At 64.4% G+C, this 15,513-nt stretch carries 19 protein-coding genes, 1 tRNA gene and 2 pseudogenes; 16 read left to right on the plus strand and 6 right to left on the minus strand.

Annotation, left to right across the window (positions count from 1 at the left end):
• Window positions 1–9: 9 nt before the first annotated feature.
• The 3 genes from MSIMFI_RS07245 (at window position 10) to MSIMFI_RS07255 (ending at window position 2,295) form a co-directional block, all read left to right on the plus strand.
• Window positions 10–405 (plus strand): PPOX class F420-dependent oxidoreductase, encoded by a 396-nt coding sequence (locus tag MSIMFI_RS07245; protein ID WP_191496699.1) that lies wholly within the window; start codon window positions 10–12, stop codon window positions 403–405.
• Window positions 406–463: 58 nt separating this feature from the next.
• On the plus strand, window positions 464–1,069 hold the full coding sequence (locus MSIMFI_RS07250) for a histidine phosphatase family protein (protein WP_191496700.1): 606 nt from the start codon (window positions 464–466) through the stop codon (window positions 1,067–1,069).
• A 182-nt stretch (window positions 1,070–1,251) separates the two neighbouring features.
• Window positions 1,252–2,295, plus strand: coding sequence for a phosphotransferase family protein (locus tag MSIMFI_RS07255; RefSeq protein WP_191496701.1), 1,044 nt, complete (start codon window positions 1,252–1,254; stop codon window positions 2,293–2,295).
• 7 nt (window positions 2,296–2,302) lie between these two features.
• Here the strand turns inward: MSIMFI_RS07255 and MSIMFI_RS07260 are convergent, their stop codons facing one another.
• Window positions 2,303–2,641 carry a LapA family protein gene (locus MSIMFI_RS07260; protein ID WP_186245266.1) on the minus strand — a complete coding sequence of 113 codons (339 nt, stop codon included), beginning with the start codon at window positions 2,639–2,641 and terminating at the stop codon, window positions 2,303–2,305.
• A gap of 94 nt (window positions 2,642–2,735) precedes the next feature.
• Here MSIMFI_RS07260 and MSIMFI_RS07265 point away from each other — a divergent pair, with 94 nt between their 5' ends.
• Genes MSIMFI_RS07265 through MSIMFI_RS07285 form a run of 5 tightly spaced genes read left to right on the plus strand, consistent with a single transcriptional unit; the run spans window position 2,736 to window position 6,829 of the window.
• A complete protein-coding gene (locus tag MSIMFI_RS07265) occupies window positions 2,736–3,674 on the plus strand; it encodes an ABC transporter substrate-binding protein (RefSeq protein ID WP_191496702.1) in 939 nt (312 codons plus the stop codon).
• An 8-nt stretch (window positions 3,675–3,682) separates the two neighbouring features.
• Entirely contained in the window at window positions 3,683–4,777 is a 1,095-nt protein-coding gene (locus MSIMFI_RS07270) for an ABC transporter ATP-binding protein (RefSeq protein WP_191496703.1), read from the plus strand.
• Window positions 4,778–4,780: 3 nt separating this feature from the next.
• Complete coding sequence (locus tag MSIMFI_RS07275) at window positions 4,781–5,470, plus strand: ABC transporter permease (protein WP_191496704.1); 690 nt, start codon at window positions 4,781–4,783, stop codon at window positions 5,468–5,470.
• A complete protein-coding gene (locus MSIMFI_RS07280) occupies window positions 5,467–6,225 on the plus strand; it encodes an ABC transporter permease (protein ID WP_191496705.1) in 759 nt (252 codons plus the stop codon). Before MSIMFI_RS07275 ends, MSIMFI_RS07280 begins: the two co-directional genes overlap by 4 nt.
• A gap of 4 nt (window positions 6,226–6,229) precedes the next feature.
• A complete protein-coding gene (locus MSIMFI_RS07285) occupies window positions 6,230–6,829 on the plus strand; it encodes a putative glycolipid-binding domain-containing protein (protein WP_191496706.1) in 600 nt (199 codons plus the stop codon).
• Here MSIMFI_RS07285 and MSIMFI_RS07290 read toward each other — a convergent pair.
• Window positions 6,792–7,731, minus strand: a pseudogene (locus MSIMFI_RS07290) (prephenate dehydrogenase). The gene MSIMFI_RS07285 and the pseudogene MSIMFI_RS07290 overlap by 38 nt on opposite strands.
• Window positions 7,732–7,850: 119 nt before the next feature.
• Between MSIMFI_RS07290 and MSIMFI_RS07295 the strand changes: the two are divergent.
• The 7 genes from MSIMFI_RS07295 (at window position 7,851) to MSIMFI_RS27905 (ending at window position 11,271) form a co-directional block, all read left to right on the plus strand.
• Entirely contained in the window at window positions 7,851–8,372 is a 522-nt protein-coding gene (locus tag MSIMFI_RS07295; protein ID WP_191496707.1) for a tRNA adenosine deaminase-associated protein, read from the plus strand.
• 15 nt (window positions 8,373–8,387) lie between these two features.
• Window positions 8,388–8,846, plus strand: a complete 459-nt coding sequence (locus MSIMFI_RS07300; protein WP_191496708.1) for a nucleoside deaminase — start codon at window positions 8,388–8,390, stop codon at window positions 8,844–8,846.
• Between the two features lie 29 nt (window positions 8,847–8,875).
• Window positions 8,876–8,965 (plus strand) — tRNA-Ser (locus tag MSIMFI_RS07305).
• A gap of 230 nt (window positions 8,966–9,195) precedes the next feature.
• Window positions 9,196–9,645 carry a helix-turn-helix domain-containing protein gene (locus MSIMFI_RS07310; RefSeq protein WP_191496709.1) on the plus strand — a complete coding sequence of 150 codons (450 nt, stop codon included), beginning with the start codon at window positions 9,196–9,198 and terminating at the stop codon, window positions 9,643–9,645.
• A gap of 15 nt (window positions 9,646–9,660) precedes the next feature.
• Window positions 9,661–10,173 carry a PIN domain-containing protein gene (locus tag MSIMFI_RS07315; protein WP_191496710.1) on the plus strand — a complete coding sequence of 171 codons (513 nt, stop codon included), beginning with the start codon at window positions 9,661–9,663 and terminating at the stop codon, window positions 10,171–10,173.
• Window positions 10,091–10,654 (plus strand): Fic/DOC family N-terminal domain-containing protein, encoded by a 564-nt coding sequence (locus MSIMFI_RS27900; protein WP_224770108.1) that lies wholly within the window; start codon window positions 10,091–10,093, stop codon window positions 10,652–10,654. Before MSIMFI_RS07315 ends, MSIMFI_RS27900 begins: the two co-directional genes overlap by 83 nt.
• Entirely contained in the window at window positions 10,591–11,271 is a 681-nt protein-coding gene (locus tag MSIMFI_RS27905; RefSeq protein WP_224770240.1) for a Fic family protein, read from the plus strand. Before MSIMFI_RS27900 ends, MSIMFI_RS27905 begins: the two co-directional genes overlap by 64 nt.
• Here the strand turns inward: MSIMFI_RS27905 and ribH are convergent.
• The 4 genes and pseudogenes from ribH to MSIMFI_RS07340 form a co-directional block, all read right to left on the minus strand.
• Window positions 11,240–11,721 (minus strand): annotated as a pseudogene (ribH, locus tag MSIMFI_RS07325) (6,7-dimethyl-8-ribityllumazine synthase). The gene MSIMFI_RS27905 and the pseudogene ribH overlap by 32 nt on opposite strands.
• 67 nt (window positions 11,722–11,788) lie before the next feature.
• Window positions 11,789–12,904 (minus strand): GTP cyclohydrolase II, encoded by a 1,116-nt coding sequence (ribA, locus tag MSIMFI_RS07330; RefSeq protein ID WP_191496711.1) that lies wholly within the window; start codon window positions 12,902–12,904, stop codon window positions 11,789–11,791.
• A 309-nt stretch (window positions 12,905–13,213) separates the two neighbouring features.
• The gene (locus tag MSIMFI_RS07335; RefSeq protein ID WP_191496712.1) at window positions 13,214–13,576 is read right to left on the minus strand and encodes a hypothetical protein; all 363 of its coding nucleotides are present in this window, start codon (window positions 13,574–13,576) and stop codon (window positions 13,214–13,216) included.
• 33 nt (window positions 13,577–13,609) lie between these two features.
• Window positions 13,610–14,020, minus strand: a complete 411-nt coding sequence (locus tag MSIMFI_RS07340) for a YbjQ family protein (RefSeq protein ID WP_186245251.1) — start codon at window positions 14,018–14,020, stop codon at window positions 13,610–13,612.
• A 159-nt stretch (window positions 14,021–14,179) separates the two neighbouring features.
• Here MSIMFI_RS07340 and MSIMFI_RS07345 point away from each other — a divergent pair, with 159 nt between their 5' ends.
• Entirely contained in the window at window positions 14,180–15,496 is a 1,317-nt protein-coding gene (locus tag MSIMFI_RS07345) for a sulfotransferase family protein (protein WP_191496713.1), read from the plus strand.
• Window positions 15,497–15,513 lie beyond the last annotated feature (17 nt).

A 15,513-nucleotide genomic window follows, 5' to 3' on the forward strand; every position in this document is an offset into this window, starting at 1 on the left:
GTAAACGAGATGAGCTTTACCGACGAAGAGATCGGCTTCATGCGCTCGCAGCCCCTGGCGCGGATTGCGACGGTCAGTGCCGACGGGCAGCCCGACGTCGTCCCGGTCGGGTTCGAGTTCGACGGGACATACATCAACGTCGGCGGCTACCAGCCGGCCAGGACCCGGCGGCACCACAACGTATTGGCGGGGAACGCCAAGGTCGCGCTGGTGATCGACGACCTGGTGTCGACGCAGCCGTGGACGCCGCGGTTCCTGCGCGTCTACGGCACGGCGGAGGTGGTCGGGGGTGCACAACCGTACCTGTGCATTACGCCGGAGATCTCGTGGAGCTGGAACCTGAGCGGCCAGCCGTTCAGCCACGACGAGACTCCTACTCCGCCGCGCCGGACTGTGCACCGGTAGCTGTAGTCCGACGATTGAGAGACTGTTGTCCGGCGACTACCCGACGACAGGAAACAAGATGCAACTGCTTCTGGTCCGGCATGCGTTGCCGCTGCGCAGCGAACACGGCAAGGGTTCCGACCCGGACCTGTCCGACGACGGGCTTGCGCAGGTCGCGCGACTGCCGCAGGCGCTGGCTCGGTTTCCGATCTCCCGGGTAGTGAGCAGCCCGCAGCGCCGCGCCATCCAAACCGCCGAACCGGTCGCGGCCGCACGCGGGTTGGCTGTCGATATCGACGACCGGTTCGCCGAATACGACCGCGACCTTCCCGCATACATACCCGTCGAACACATCCGCCACGAATTCCCCGAGGAGTGGGCGCGCATGGCGCAGGGGCATTTGCCCAGTGCGGTCGACGAGGACGCATTTCGGGCGCGCGTTCGCGCGGCGGTCGACGACGTGGTGGCCGCAGCCGACCCCGAGGACACCGTCGCTGCGTTCAGCCACGGCGGGGGGATCAATGTGGTGCTACACGAGATTCTGGGGACCCCGCGGCTGTTGTCGTTTCCTATCGACTACGCCTCGGTGACCCGACTGTTGTTCTCCCGGACCGGTCAGGCGACGGTGGCGACAGTGAACTTCAGCGAACATGTGTGGGACCTACTGCCCCGGAATCAGCGGTAGCTCGGCGACGATGCGGCCCGCGGAGCGGGCTGAGGAGGAGCCGGGCAATTCAGCGGTGGTAGCTCGGTGCGGCCATCGAGCCTGCGGCCAGCGCGTCCCATGCGGCCGAATCCTCGCAGTCACCGCAGAATCGACCCGAGCCTGAGCGGTAGCTCAGCGACCGGCGGTGGTAAACAAGTCCGGTGACTTCCGTTGACCGACTCGACGGGCTGGACCTGGCGTCGCTGGATGCGTATATGCGATCGCTCGGCATCGAACGCGAAGGTGAGTTGCGCGGCGAGTTCATCTCTGGCGGCCGTTCGAATCTGACCTTCCGGGTCTACGACGACACGACGAGCTGGCTGGTGCGTCGTCCACCGTTGCACGGGCTGACCCCGTCGGCGCACGATATGGCCCGCGAGTACCGGGTGGTCGACGCGCTGCAAGACACCCCGGTTCCCGTCGCGGGCACGATCGCCCTGTGCGAGGACGACGCGGTGCTGGGCGCGCCGTTCCAGATCGTCGAATTCGTTGCCGGGCAGGTGGTGCGCCGCCGTGCCCAACTCGAAGCCTTCAGCCGGTCGGCGATCGACGGCTGCGTCGATGCGTTGATTCGGACCCTGGTCGACTTGCACAGCATCGACCCGAATGCCGTCGGGCTCAGCGATTTCGGCAAACCCAGCGGCTACCTGGAACGCCAGGTGCGCCGATGGGGCTCGCAATGGGAGCTGGTGCGGCTTCCCGACGATCACCGCGATGATGACGTCGCGAAGCTGCATTCGGCTCTGCAACAAGCCATTCCGCAGCAGAGCCGCACTTCGATCGTGCACGGCGACTACCGCATCGACAACACCATCCTGGACGCTGACGACCCGACCCAGATTCGTGCGGTCGTGGACTGGGAGCTCTCGACACTGGGTGACCCGCTGTCCGACGCGGCGTTGATGTGTGTCTACCGCGACCCCGCGCTGGACCTGATCGTCAATGCGCAGGCTGCCTGGACGTCGCCGGTGTTGCCCAACGCCGACGAGTTGGCGGATCGCTACTCGCTGGTCTCCGGGCAGCCGCTCGGACATTGGGAGTTCTACATGGCGCTGGCGTACTTCAAGCTCGCCATCATCGCCGCCGGTATCGATTTCCGTCGCCGCATGTCACTGCACGCCGACGGGAAGGACGACGCGTATGACGCGCCCGAGGTTGTGGCGCCGTTGATCTCGCGTGGGCTGGGCGAGATCGCCAGGCTTTAGTGCGCGACTACGGACGTGAGGCCGCGTGGCTCTTCCTGGCCGCGCGCCGCAGCTGGACAATGCGTGCGGTGCCGACCGCCACGGTCAACAATCCGCCGCCGACCGCCGCCAGCAGGATGGCCACGCCCAGCGGCAGGCTCCAGCGCCAGCCGAAGAAGGCGAACGGTGTAGACGCGGTGTTCTGTGCGATAAAGATCAGCAGCAGGATGAGGATCAGGAAGCCGGCGATCAAGGCCGACCACAGAGCGCCAGCGCGGGTGAACTTGGATGCGGGGTCCTTGGTGGGCGGTCGCGGTCGGGGCGCCGGGCGCTGATCAGGAGAGCCGGAAGGCGTGCTGCTGGTCATAGTGCCATCTTGGCCCCTTCCTGCACGGAATGAAACCTAACCACGCGGGAAGCCGCCGCGGCGGCTCGACCTTTCTGGCGATACTGTCAACGGCATGGGGATGCTGCGACGCGCGGCACTCGCCGCGGCTGTGTGGCTCGCGGCGGTTGGCTTGGTTGCAGCCTGCGGCAGTTCCGATCCGCTTGGGTCGGCGACGGGGAACCTGAAATCAATCGTGGTCGGATCCGGTGACTTCCCCGAATCGCAGATCGTTGCCGAGATTTACGCACAAGCCTTGCAGACCAACGGTTTTGACGTCGGACGGCGGATGGGCATCGGAAGCCGCGAGACGTATATCCCAGCGCTCAAGGACCATTCCATCGACCTGGTTCCGGAGTACATCGGCAACCTGCTGCTGTACTTCCAACCCGACTCCAAGGTGACCTTGCTGGACGCGGTCGAGCTGGAGCTTTACAAGCGCCTGCCCGGCGACCTGTCGATCCTGACGCCGTCGCCGGCTTCGGACACCGATACCGTCACCGTCACCAACGCGACTGCCACTATGTGGAACCTCAAAACGATCGCCGACCTGGCGGCCCATTCTGCGGATGTGCGGTTCGCAGCGCCGTCGGCGTTTCAGACCCGTCCGTCCGGCTTGCCCGGGCTGCGACAGAAGTACGGACTTGATGTCCGCCCGGGTAACTTCGTCACCATCAACGACGGCGGCGGTGCCGTTACGGTGCGGGCGCTGGTGGACGGAACGGTCACTGCCGCCAATATCTTCAGCACCTCAGCGGCAATCCCGCAGAACCGGTTGGTGGTGCTCGAGGATCCAGAGCACAATTTCCTAGCGGGTAACATTGTGCCGCTGGTGAACTCGCAGAAGAAGTCGGATCGTCTTAAAGACGTATTGGATGCGGTATCGGCAAAGCTCACCACCGCCGGACTGGCCGAACTCAACGCAGCGGTACAGGGTAACGCAGGAGTTGATCCCGACCAGGCAGCACGAAAATGGGTGCGGGACAACGGCTTCGATCACCCGATCCAGCAATAGGAACCAGGTTGATCAGCTTCGACAAAGTCACCAAGGTGTACGGCGACGGCACCACCGCCGTGGACCAGTTGAGTCTGGCCGTCCCTAACGGCATGCTGACGGTCTTTGTTGGACCCTCCGGCTGCGGCAAAACGACCGCGCTGCGGATGATCAACCGGATGGTCGAACCTACCTCCGGCACAGTCACTGTCGACGGAACCGACGTATCGACCGTCAACCCGGTGAAGCTGCGCCTAGGAATCGGTTACGTTATCCAGAACGCGGGGCTGATGCCCCACCAACGGGCCATCGACAACGTCGCCACGGTGCCGGTGCTACGAGGGCAATCTCGCCGGGCTGCCCGCAAGGCCGCCCATGAGGTGCTCGAGCGCGTCGGGCTGGATCCCAGGGTCGCCACCCGCTACCCATCGCAGCTTTCCGGCGGTGAACAACAACGCGGGGGCGTCGCGCGCGCTCTCGCGGCCGATCCGCCGATCCTGTTGATGGACGAGCCGTTCTCGGCGGTCGATCCGGTGGTTCGTCATGAGCTGCAAAACGAAATACTGCGTCTGCAAAGCGAATTGCATAAAACCATCGTTTTCGTCACGCACGACATCGACGAAGCGTTCATGCTGGCCGATCTGGTGGCGGTGTTTGCCCCGGGCGGCCGCCTGCAACAGTGCGATGAACCCGCCCGACTGCTGACGCGGCCAGCCAATGAGTTCGTATCCAAGTTCATCGGTCTCGGCCGCGGCTATCGATGGCTACAACTCGTTGACGCGGCCGGGTTGCCAGTACACGACATCGAGCGAATTTCCCTGAACAGCCTCGGGGACACTCGACTTCGCGACGGTTGGGCGCTGGTGATCGACGACGAGGGTGCGCCCATGGGCTGGATTGACGCCAAAGGTCTGCAGAGCCACCGCGGCGGCGCGGCGCTGTCGGAGAGCATCGTCGTCGTCGGTTCGGTGTTCCGCCCGAACGGAAACCTCAGCCAGGCACTGGATGCGGCGCTGTCGTCGCCGTCGGCGGTTGGCGTTGCCGTCGATCGTGGCGGCAAGGTCATCGGTGGAATACTGGCGGCCGACGTGCTGGCTGCCGTGGAATCCCGACGGCGGGAGTGACACGTGCACTATCTGATGACGCACCTCGGCTCCGCATGGGCGCTGACCGTGGTCCATCTGCGGTTGGCCCTGGTCCCGGTGCTGATCGGGCTGGCGATCTCGGTGCCGCTGGGCCTGCTGGTGCAGCGTGAGCCGATGCTTCGTCGGTTCACGACGGCCGCCGCCAGCATCGTGTTCACCATCCCGTCGCTCGCGCTGTTCGTGGTACTGCCGTTAATCATCAGGACCCGGATCCTCGACGAGGCCAACGTCATGATCGCGCTGACGGCTTACACCACCGCGCTGCTAGTGCGGTCGGTGCTGGAGGCGCTGGATGCGGTGCCGCAGCAGCTGCGTGACGCGGCCATTGCGGTCGGCTATGGGTCGATCTCCCGGATGTTGAAAGTCGAACTGCCGCTGGCGATCCCGGTCTTGGTGGCGGGATTGCGTGTGGTTGTGGTGACCAACATCGCGATGGTTTCGGTGGGTTCGGTGATCGGCGTCGGCGGCCTGGGTACTTGGTTCACCGCGGGCTACCAGACGAACAAGAGCGAGCAGATCGTGGCGGGCATCATCGTCATGTTCCTGTTGGCGGTTGTCATCGACGCGCTGATCGTCTTGGGCGGCTGGCTGGCCACGCCGTGGGAGCGCGCCGCACGTCCAGCCCGTCGGCGCCGCCAGGTCCCGGCTCCGATAGCGGGCGGTGCGCGATGAACTTCATCGAACATGCGCTGTCCTACCTCTTCACGGCGAGCAACTGGGCCGGCCCAGCCGGCCTGGCGGCCCGCACCTTGGAGCACCTGGAATACACCATGTTGGCAGTGGGCGCTTCGGCGGTGATCGCCGTCCCGATAGGGCTGCTCATCGGCCACACCGGCCGGGGCCAGCTGGTGGTGGTGAGCGCTGTCAACGGATTGCGCGCGCTGCCGACGCTGGGCGTGCTGCTGTTGGGGGTTCTCATGTACGGGTTGGGCATGGGACCGCCGATCGTGGCCCTGATGCTGCTGGGCATCCCACCGCTGCTGGCCGGCGCCTACGCCGGCGTTGCCAATGTCGATCCGACCGTCGTCGATGCCGCCCGCGCGATGGGCATGACCGAGTGCCAGGTGCTGCTGCGGGTCGAGATACCCAACGCGTTGCCGTTGATGGTGGGCGGACTGCGCAGCGCGACGCTGCAGGTGGTTGCGACCGCGACGGTGGCCGCCTACGCCAGTCTTGGTGGTCTGGGCCGCTACCTGATCGACGGGATCAAGGAGCGTCAATTCCACATTGCCCTGGTCGGCGCGCTGATGGTGGCCGCGCTGGCCCTGATTCTCGACGGTCTGCTGGCATTGGCGGTGTGGGCGTCGGCACCGGGGACCGGGCGGCTCAGCAGGCCCGGCGACCGAGCCAAATCGGAGACCGGATCAAGAATTGACGCCACAGTTAGCGCCAAACGTGCCGCCGTTGGTGGACACGTCCTACGGTAGATGTGTGAACGCAGCCTCCCCTGATCCGACTCCGCGCAAGTGGCCGGCGATGTTGACATGGCGCGCACAGGACATCTCGCGCATGGAATCGGTACGAATCCAGTTGTCCGGCAAGCGAATCAGGGCCACTGGTCGCATTGTTGCCGCGGCCACCGCAACCAACCCGGCGTTTGGCGCCTTCTATGAAGTTCAGACCGATGAGTCCGGTGCCACCAAGCGGTTCGGGTTGACCGTGACGCTCGCCGAGCGGGAACGCCAGCTTGCGATCGCCCGCGACGAGGAGAACATGTGGTTGGTCACCGACCACCAGGGTGAAAGGCGTGCCGGATACAACGGCGCGCTGGACATTGACGTGGTGTTCAGCCCGTTCTTCAACGCACTGCCGATCCGTCGTCTCGGTTTACACGAGCGAGCGGAGTCGATCACGCTGCCGGTGGTCTACGTGAATGTGCCCGAGATGTCGGTTATCGCGGACACCGTCAGCTATGCCAGCGAAGGACGTGTCGACGGGATCAAGTTGCGTTCCCCGGTCGCCGATACGACGGTGACCGTCGACTCCGATGGGTTCATCGTGGAGTATCCAGGCTTGGCAGAGCGGATCTGATCACCCCCGACATCGTCACTGTCGCCATCGGCGCGCCAGTCTGGCGCGCCGATGGCGACAGTGACGATGTCGGAGCGCGGGAAGCTCTCGTAGCGCGTGCGCGCAGCGTGGCCCTCGTCGACCAGATCGGCCACCGAGCCGTGGTTCGCCAGTGAATCGCGGGCGTGGCTCAGCAGATCGATTACTCGGTCGGCCGCCGGCAGCAGTTGGCCGGAGTTGGCTTCGCACATGGCCCGGACCAGATCGGGGGCGGTGCCTGCGACTCGGGTGGCGTCCCGGAACGACCCCGCGGCCAGCGCGAAGGCCAGCGGCACCTCCGCGGCGGTGATTGCCAACGCCTCGGCGAGCAGATGCGGCAGGTGTGAGATGGCTGCCGCGGCGGCGTCGTGCTCGTCGGATTTGGCCGGCACGACCACCGCCCCGCAGTCCAGCGCCAAGTCCATCACCATCGACCACACCGTGGGATCCACGTGGTCGTCCACGCTGATCACCCAGGGGGCCCTGTTGAACAATCCGCCGTGCCCGGCGGCCCAACCCGAGTGCGCGGTGCCCGTCATCGGATGCCCACCCACAAAGCGCGGCAGCAGACCGGCCGTGTTGACTTCGTCGAGCACCGCGCTTTTCACGCTGGTGACGTCGGTCAGGGGACAGGTGCGGGCCGATTCGCTGATATGGGCGAGCATGTTCGGCAGGGCAGGCATCGGAACGGCCAGCACGATCAACGCGTCGGTATCGGCGGCCCGGGCCAGCGTTTTGTTGAGATCGGTGCTGGCGTCGAATCCTTCGGCTTGGGCGCCCTGCGCGCCCTCCACCGATCGGTTGTAGCCGAAAACCTCGCGACCGACCGCCGCTGTGGCCCGCATGATCGAACCGCCGATGAGTCCTAGCCCGAGCACACACACCGGTGGTGCCACGACCGCCCTAGTCACAGTCCTAAGGTTGGCACAGTTCGGCCGCCGCGGCGCTTTCGGATGCGCTCGCCGCTGGCCAGGGGCCTGGTCAGCGACTAGCGTAGGCGCCCATGGGAGCACAACGGGCCTCCATGCAGGGCCCGTCTGCGGAGACGCCGGACGGCTTCGGCGTCGCGGTCGTACGCGAGGAGGGCCGATGGCGCTGTACTGCCATGGGTCCCAAAGCGCTGACCAGTTTGTCGGCCGCCGAGACCGAACTGCGTGAACTGCGCAGCGCGGGTGCCGTTTTTGGGCTCCTCGACGTCGATGACGAGTTCTTCGTCATCGTGAGGCCGGCGCCCTCGGGGACGCGGCTGCTGCTATCGGATGCCACTGCCGCGCTGGACTACGACATCGCCGCGGAAGTGCTGGACAATCTGGACGCCGAAATCGATCCCGACGATCTCGAGGATGCCGAACCGTTCGAAGAGGGCGATCTCGGCTTGCTGTCCGACATCGGGCTGTCCGAAGCCGTGTTGGGGGTCATCCTCGACGAGAGCGACCTCTACGCCGACGAGCAGCTGGGCCGCATTGCCCGGGAGATGGGCTTCGCCGACCAACTGTCGGCGGTGATCGACCGCCTCGGTCGGTGATCGCAAGCGCGGTCAGTGACCACTGACGAAGATCTGATCCGGGCCGCATTGGCGGTTGCTGCGACGGCCGGGCCCCGCGACGTGCCGATCGGCGCGGTGGTCATTGGCGCCGACGGCACCGAACTCGCGCGGGCGGTGAACGCCCGCGAGGCGCTGGGCGATCCGACGGCGCACGCTGAGATCCTGGCGTTGCGCGCGGCGGCGGGTGTGCTGGGCGACGGGTGGCGACTTGTGGGAGCCACCCTCGCCGTGACTGTGGAACCGTGCACGATGTGCGCGGGTGCCCTGGTGCTGGCGCGGGTCGCGCGCCTGGTGTTCGGGGCCTTCGAACCCAAGACCGGCGCGGTTGGCTCGCTGTGGGACGTGGTTCGAGATCGTCGGCTCAACCATCGCCCTGAAGTGCGCGGTGGCGTGCTCGCCGCCGAGTGTGCGGCGCCGCTGGAGGAGTTCTTCGCCCGGCAGCGATTGGGGTGAGGGCGCGCTCTTTGGGTAAGCTGCTCGGCGGTGGCGTGTCCGAGCGGCCTAAGGAGCACGCCTCGAAAGCGTGTGACGGCTAACACCGTCCGAGGGTTCAAATCCCTCCGCCACCGCCAGCTTTTCTGCCATGGCAGCACCGTCGCCGAGGCCACACCAGGGGGTCAGCACTGAGGTCAACAAGGACATATCAGCAACCCCTAACGACGGCTCCGAGCCTCGGACGGAATTCGGCACGGGGTGCGCCATAACATGCGCCGACCCCAGTCGGCCAGTACCGCGCTGACCCGCTCAGCCCACCGATTGCCCAGTCCTCGACTTTTCGTTTCTTTCGTTTTAGCCTGTGCCTATGACAGCAGCCTTAGCCGTTGAAGAACGGACCGTTCTACCACCCCAAGAACCGGCAGGTCTTGCGCCTCTGCTCGAAGCGCTCAGCTCTCCGGAGGTTTCCGTGTGCGGTGGCAACGGCCGTCCGATTACCCTTCCCGATTCTGTACGCGACGCGCTCTACAACGTGGTGCTAGCGCTGTCGCAGGGCAAGGGCATTTCGCTCATTCCGCGCCAGCGCAAGCTCACCACGCAGGAGGCTGCCGACCTGTTGAACATCTCACGCCCAACACTCGTGAAGCTTCTCGAAGACGGGCGTATCCCGTTCGAAAAGCCTGGGCGGCACCGCAAGGTCAGCCTCGATGCTCTGCTGGAGTATCAGCGGCAGACACGGGCCAACCGGCGCGCAGCGCTAGACGAGTTGACCCGAGACGCCGCTGGCGAAATTGAGGCAATTCTGAAGGCACAGTGAGGGATTAAACGATCAATGTCGGCGTTCCCGGTTGTGTTGGACGCTTGCGTGCTCGTTCCCTACCCGCTGGTCGATCTTCTGCTGCGGCTGGCCGACGAAGGGATTTATCGGCCGCTGTGGTCCGAGGATATTCTCGAGGAGACGCGGCGCACGCTGATCAACAAGCTCAACAGGACGCCGGCACAGGCCAACAAGCGGCTAAAGGCGATGCGGGACAGCTTCATTGGCGCTGAAGTCACCGGCTACCGTGATCTGATAAGCGCGATGCGCAACCACGAGGGGGATCGCCATGTCCTGGCCGCAGCCGTGCGCGAACGCGCCGAGGTGATCGTCACATCGAATCTTTCACACTTCCCATCCGAGGCCGTCGAGCCCTACCACATCGAAGTGCGGCATCCGGACGACTTCCTGCTCGACCAGATCGACCTCTACGAAGACGCGACACGTGCCGCCCTGCTCGCGATCGTGGCCGCCTGGAAGTCCCGACCGTCCATACAACGATCTGCCACCTCCGCCGAGCGCGGATGACCTAGAGAGTCGACGCGTTCTCAAGGCCGCCATCGGCGCCAACGCTGCCCTTGCACAGCTTGACCAAGCAGTCGTATCGATCCCGAATCCCACGGTCCTCATCAACTCCATCCCCATCCTGGAGGCGCAGGCCAGCTCGGAGATCGAAAACATCGTCACAACCACCGACAAACTGTTTCGTTACCTAGAGGACGACGCCAATGCGGATCCGGCTACACGTGAGACTCTCCGGTACCGCACCGCGCTACGCGCAGGATTCGACCACACCGTGGAACGTGGAATTACCACGGCGACTGCATCAACCGTATGCAGCATCATCATGGGGCGGGAGATGAAGGTGCGCGCGCTGCCCGGCACCAGGATCGGTCGGCCCGGAACAGCTGAGGTGATCTACAGCCCCCAGAAGGGTGCGATGTCATCAATGAAAAGCTCTGTGAGTGGGAGCGATTCGTCCACACAGAAGACGGTCTCGACCCACTAGCGAGGATGGCCGCCGCCCACTATCAGTTCGAGGCGATACATCCGTTTACTGACGGCAATGGGCGCACCGGCCGAATCCTCAATGTGCTGATGCTTATCGATGCCGGCCTGTTAAGACTGCCCGTGCTCCATCTATCGCGATACTTCATTGACTCCAAGAGCGACTACTACCGCCTGCTTCTCGCCGTCTCTGCTGAGGGGGCGTGGGAGGAGTGGGTGCTGTATGTGCTGACTGGAATCGAAGCAACGTCGCGGTACACAATGCGCAAGATCGCCGCCATCCGCATGTTGCAGGATGACTTCAACCAGCGAGTGCGATCGGCATCCCGCGGCGGTGCCGACGCGGACTTCCAGTCCGTGCTGTTTGAGCAGCCATACTGCCGTATAGCCACCGTGATGACGCGATGTGACGTGTCACGACCAACCGCAGTGTCGTGGCTTAATGCGCTCGCCGACGCCGGGCTCCTGCGAACGGTGAAGATCGGTCGCGATCGCCTGTTCATCAACCGCGAATTTTGCAGCTCTTGGCGCGTCAAGACCCTGTGGGAGAAAGTGATTCGTATGGAAACAAATTTTCGCCCAGCCACTAAGACCGTGCGCGCAGATCACGCAGCGTAAGCGCGGTGGCCAGCGCCGCCGCGGTGGCTTGGGCGCCCTTGTCTTCGGCCGACGTCGACAGCCCCGCCCGGTCCAGTGCCTGCTCCTCGGTGTTGGTGGTCAACACCCCATTGCCCACCGGCGTGGAAGTATCCAACGACACCCTGGTCAATCCCTGGGTCACCGCATCGCACACATAGTCGAATGCGGTGTCTCACCACGGATCACCACGCCCAACGCCACCACGGCGTCATGGTTGCGGGCCAACTCCTGCACCACCACCGGAATCTCGATCGCGCCTAGCACCCGCACCACCGTCGGGCTGCCGACACCCGAGTCGGCGGCCACCTTGAGGGCACCGTCGAGTAGGGCGTCGCAGATCTTGGTGTGCCAGGTGCTGGCGACGATCGCCACCCGCAGATCCGCGGCATCCAGCACCGGCATCGCCGGCACACCCGCGCCGCCGCTCATCTGCGCCGCTCCTCTCCCCCACAAGCGGGAGGTACCCCCACATCGCCATTTGTATCGTCGCCGGCGGTCATAGGGCGCCCCCGAGTTCACCCGGCAAGGCAACAGTGTCGTGGAATTCGTCCAGCCCGGTGAGCTCATGGCCCATCCGGTCGCGTTTGGTCATCAGATAGCGGATGTTGTCGGCGTTGGCGCGCACCGGCAGCGGAACCCGCTCGCTGATGTGCAAACCGTACCCGTCCAGGCCCACCCGCTTGGCCGGGTTGTTGGTCAACAGCCGCATCGAACGCACCCCCAGGTCGACCAGGATCTGCGCACCGATCCCATAGTCACGGGCATCGGCGGGCAATCCGAGCTTGAGGTTGGCATCAACGGTGTCATCCCCGGCATCCTGCAGCTGATAGGCCTGCAACTTATGCAACAGCCCAATCCCGCGGCCCTCGTGACCGCGCATGTAGAGCACCACACCGCGGCCCTCGCGGGCCACCATCGCCATCGCCGCATCCAGCTGGGGCCCACAATCGCAGCGGCGCGACCCGAACACGTCGCCGGTCAAACACTCCGAGTGCACCCGCACCAACACGTCGTTGCCGTCCGTGATGTCGCCGCGGACCAGTGCCACATGCTCGACGTCCTCGTAGATGCTGGTGTAGCCGATCGCGCGAAAGTCGCCGTGAAGAGTCGGGATGCGCGCCTCGGCGACTCGCACGACATGTTTTTCGTGCTTGCGCCGCCATGAAATCAAGTCGGCAATGGTGATCATGGCCAGACCGTGCTCATCGGCAAAGACCCGCAACTCATCGGTCTGGGCCATCGAACCCTCGTCTTTTTGGCTGACGATCTCACAGATCGCCCCCGCGGGTTGCAGCCCCGCCATGCGGGCCAGATCGACGGCCGCCACACCGTTTCTGGCATCAACGGTGACGGTGTAGGCGGTGCCGTGCTTGTCCTGATTGACCGCATACATCGGCAACAGACCCAACCGGTCACAGACCGCGCCATCCAACGGCACGCACAAGTACCCTGACGTATAGCGGACCATGAACGCCACCAGCTCCGGTGTCGCCATCTCCGCGGCGAAAATCAGGTCACCCTCGTTTTCGCGGTCCTCATCGTCGATGACGACGACGGCTTTGCCGGCTGCTATGTCAGCAACCGCCCGCTCGACGGAGTCAAACTTGGTCATCGTGCCACCTTGTTGTCAGGCCGGCTCACTTGAGAAGCCGGGGGGTCGTTAAGGCGGATAGGCAGGTCAGCCCGACCGCTGCAGCGTAAATCAGCAAAGCCGCCACTGGGAAGCGTCCCTATGGCGCGAACCGCTTACCCCCAAGGCTCATGCCTGAATTTTGGTCCGGCCACGAACCGCCGATGGTGATGCACATCGCGGGTTTTGGCTTGTGACAGGAAACACTATAAGCGTCAATGGGGACAATTGTTGCTAGCAATTGTGTCCATAGGTCCTGGGAATTTGCTGAACAATTCGAGCTTAAACCGCTCAGCCGCCACTCACCAGCAATGGCAGCGAGATCACTCCGGCGCCGCCCGTCACCACAATCACCCACCGACCGTCGACGGGCAGGACGATGTCGAGGTTGAAGATCGCGAATCCGACCTCGGCGGTGGTGGCCGCCTCCGGTAACTCGAACTCTATGAATAGCGGCTCGTCATCCGTGGGAGGCCTGATCTCCACATCAACGCGCCGATCCGGATTGCCGGTCTCGGCTTGCGTCAGCACGACAAGCAGAAACTGGGCCGAACGGTCAGCCTCGACGGCAAATCTGTACAGCACGCCGCCGGACACGTTGAGTTTGTTGTCGACCACGGACGCGGCTTCTGCCAGGAAGGCTCCGACTATCACGCGCCGAACCTACCGCTCCGTAGGTTGACAGGATTACGTTGGTCCGGCTTCGCCACGATGTTGAGGCTGCGCCTGTGCGGCAACGCCGTAGCCCAGCTGGGAGGCGGTGTAGCGCGCGGCGTCGGTGACCGGCACGGCTTGGACCGCGGTCCCGTATGCGCATATCTCGGTCCACACGTCGCCAAGCTCGGTCGTGTCGAAGCGCATTCCGATGATTGCGTTACCGCCTCTATTGCGCGCTTCATTGATTAGCCGCGCCATTGCTTCGTTGCGGCTCTCGGCCAAGTTCTTGGTCATGCCCTGCAGCTCGCCGCCAAACATTGACTTGAAACCGGCGCCAATCTGGGAGAAGGCATTTCGTGATCGGACAGTGAGCCCAAAGACTTCGCCGCATACACGTTGGATCTCCCAACCAGGAATGTCATTGGTAGTGACGACGAGCACGGGGCGGCCTTTCGGTCGAGGTAAGCGATGGACGGGTTCCCGCTGCAGGGTACCGCCCTATTTGCGCCATGATGGCAAACCCCCACCGAGCTATCTTCGCGGCTGTTGCCGGGGAGGTGGGTTGACGACGGGTTGGCGGCCGCGGCTACCGTCTGTGTCATGGGTTCTGTGGGCCCCGGCGGCGAGGCCATCGACGCCATCGACTTCGATGATCTGACGTCGCCCAAGCTGACCGATGTGCAGCGTCAGATTCTGCGGTTCACCGAAGCCAAACAGATCGAATTCGACATCGACCGGATGCTTGCCGAGGCCATCGACCAGTCCGGGGTCGACGACTTGGACGACGCCGACGGGTTCGGCGACCGTATGACCGCGCACGTCGCAGCGATCGAAGCGGACGCAGGTTTGACCCAGCTCACTCGCTCAACCCTGCGCCGGCGGATGGTTCGCCTGCTGCGAAACCGATTGTCGTTGACCGAACTCGTCAAGCGGTATCCCGAGATCGAGTCGATCCCAATCGAGAAGCCCGTCATCGTCGTCGGGATGCCGCGATCCGGCACCACGCATTTGGTGAACCTGATAGCCGCCGATCCGCGCCGGCGCGCGCTTCCATACTGGGAGAGCCAGGAGCCGATACCCGCATGCGGCCACGGCCCCGACATTTTCGGAGTCGACCCCCGCTACACGCGCAGCAAGCAAGAACATGACGCGCTGATGGTCAGCGCCCCGGTGGTGGCCGCCATGCACGATCGCTTCCCCGAGGCGATCGAGGAAGAAGTCGAACTGCTCGACCTGGATCTGGCCGCCTATGTCTTGGAATGGCATGCGCGCGTGCCGGATTGGCGTGACTTCTACCTTGGGCTCGATCAAACTCGACACTACGCGTATATGAAGAAAGTGCTGCAGGCGTTGACCTTCCTGCGCGGCCCGCGGACCTGGGTCCTCAAGAGCCCCCAGCACTGTGAACAGCTCGGCCCGCTGATGGCCACCTTCCCCGACGCAACGGTGGCCTTCACGCACCGCGACCCAGCTGCCGTCATCCAGTCGGCAATCACGATGATGGCCTACTCAGACCGACTGCGCCGGACCAGCATTGACGCGGCCTGGCTACTGGACTACTGGAGCGACCGGGTGCATCGACTGCTGAGCGCGTGTGTGCGCGACCGCAATCTGGTGCCGGCAGAACACAGCATCGACATCAGCTTCCATCAACTCAACGGCAACGAAATGGCGCTCCTGGAACAGCTTTACCAGCGTGGCGGTGTGGAGCTGACGCCGGAGGCACGCCAACGTTTCCAGCAGTACCTCGACGGGAATCCGCGCGGCAAGCGCGGCCGGATCCGCTACGACCTGCAACGCCACTTCGGCATCTCGGCGGACGAACTCCGCGACCGGTTCGACTTCTACTTCAATGCATTTGACGTCCGCCCCGAATGCCAGAATAAAGGAGACAACAGTTGGAACCGGTCTACCTAAGCCGGCCCGGCGCGGAC

Source organism: Mycobacterium simulans, assembly GCF_900232995.1.
Classification (GTDB): domain Bacteria; phylum Actinomycetota; class Actinomycetes; order Mycobacteriales; family Mycobacteriaceae; genus Mycobacterium; species Mycobacterium simulans.